The sequence below is a fragment of the Vibrio sp. 1557 genome, from assembly GCF_033340175.1.
Classification (GTDB): Bacteria; Pseudomonadota; Gammaproteobacteria; order Enterobacterales; family Vibrionaceae; genus Vibrio; species Vibrio alginolyticus.
In genome coordinates this window covers 1-1,404 of record NZ_JAWOVZ010000133.1, presented here as the reverse complement: position 1 = coordinate 1,404, position 1,404 = coordinate 1, and the positions used below count along the sequence as shown (strand labels likewise).

Annotated in this window: 1 protein-coding gene; it reads left to right on the top strand. The window is 47.6% G+C overall.

Going from position 1 to position 1,404, the window contains the following annotated elements:
- A partial coding sequence (locus R7070_RS25250; protein ID WP_318141396.1) for an ABC transporter ATP-binding protein occupies nucleotides 1–1,176 on the top strand: 1,176 nt, incomplete at its 5' end.
- Nucleotides 1,177–1,404 lie beyond the last annotated feature (228 nt).

Below are 1,404 nucleotides of genomic sequence, written 5' to 3'. Positions count from 1 at the left end.
GACAGCTACACCAACATCCAAACCGTGAAGCTGTTTTCACATAGCCAACGAGAAACCCAATATGCCGAACAAGGCATGAAAGGATTTCTCAACACGGTTTATCGTCAAATGCGCTTGGTTACGGGCTTTGACGTGGCGGTTGAAATCTCCAACTACATCTTGGTGTTTTCCGTCGCGGCTTTGTCGATTTATCTGTGGTTGGACAGCGCGATTAGCGTCGGTGCCATTGCTATTGCGGTCAGCCTAGCGCTGCGCGTTAACGGCATGTCGATGTGGATCATGTGGGAAGTAGGAGCCCTGTTTGAAAACATGGGTACTGTCGTGGATGGCATGAAAACACTGTCCAAACCTATCGATATCCAAGACAAACCGAATGCGAAAGACTTGGTCGTATCTCAAGGTGGCATCCAGTTCGATAACGTCAGCTTTCATTACGGTGAAAACAAAGGCGTCATCAACCATCTGAATCTCGACATCAAACCTGGCGAAAAAGTCGGCTTGGTTGGGCGCTCTGGCGCAGGCAAATCCACGTTGGTGAACTTGCTGTTACGCTTCCATGATGTGGAAGAAGGCAGCATTAAGATTGACGGTCAAAACATTGCTGACGTCACGCAAGATTCGTTGCGCTCGAAAATTGGTATGGTGACACAGGATACGTCTCTTTTGCACCGTTCAATAAGAGATAACATCTTGTACGGCAACCCAACCGCCTCAGAAGAGGAACTGCTTAAAGCGACGAAACAAGCGCACGCTCACGAGTTCATCGAAACACTGACAGACCCATTTGGCAATGTCGGCTACGATGCGCAAGTTGGCGAACGAGGCGTGAAGTTGTCTGGTGGTCAGCGTCAGCGTATCGCTATTTCTCGTGTGTTATTGAAAGACGCGCCGCTGTTGGTACTGGATGAAGCGACTTCAGCTCTGGACTCAGAAGTCGAAGCGGCTATCCAAGAAAGCTTGAACGAGCTCATGCAAGGCAAAACCGTGATTGCAATAGCACACCGATTGTCGACCATCGCCCAGATGGATCGCTTAATCGTTCTCGACAAAGGTAACGTCGTAGAACAAGGTACGCACCAAGAGCTGATCGCTCATAACGGCATCTACGCACAGCTTTGGGCACACCAAACTGGCGGTTTTCTTGGTGAAGAACTAGACAATCAACAAGCTTCTTAACACCGCTTCATCCCTTTAAAAACGGCGCTTAAAGCGCCGTTTTTTATTCTCGAATTACATGAGCACTGAACTGACGAACTCACTCATTCTCATTTATGAAACACCAACAATGATGAAGATCACACTTTTTCTGCTAATATACCGCCTCGTTGCGTATCTATTGCAATGGACACAATGCAGAGTACCTAGCTGAATTCATTTATCGTTTCACTTTTTGATAAGCAGCTA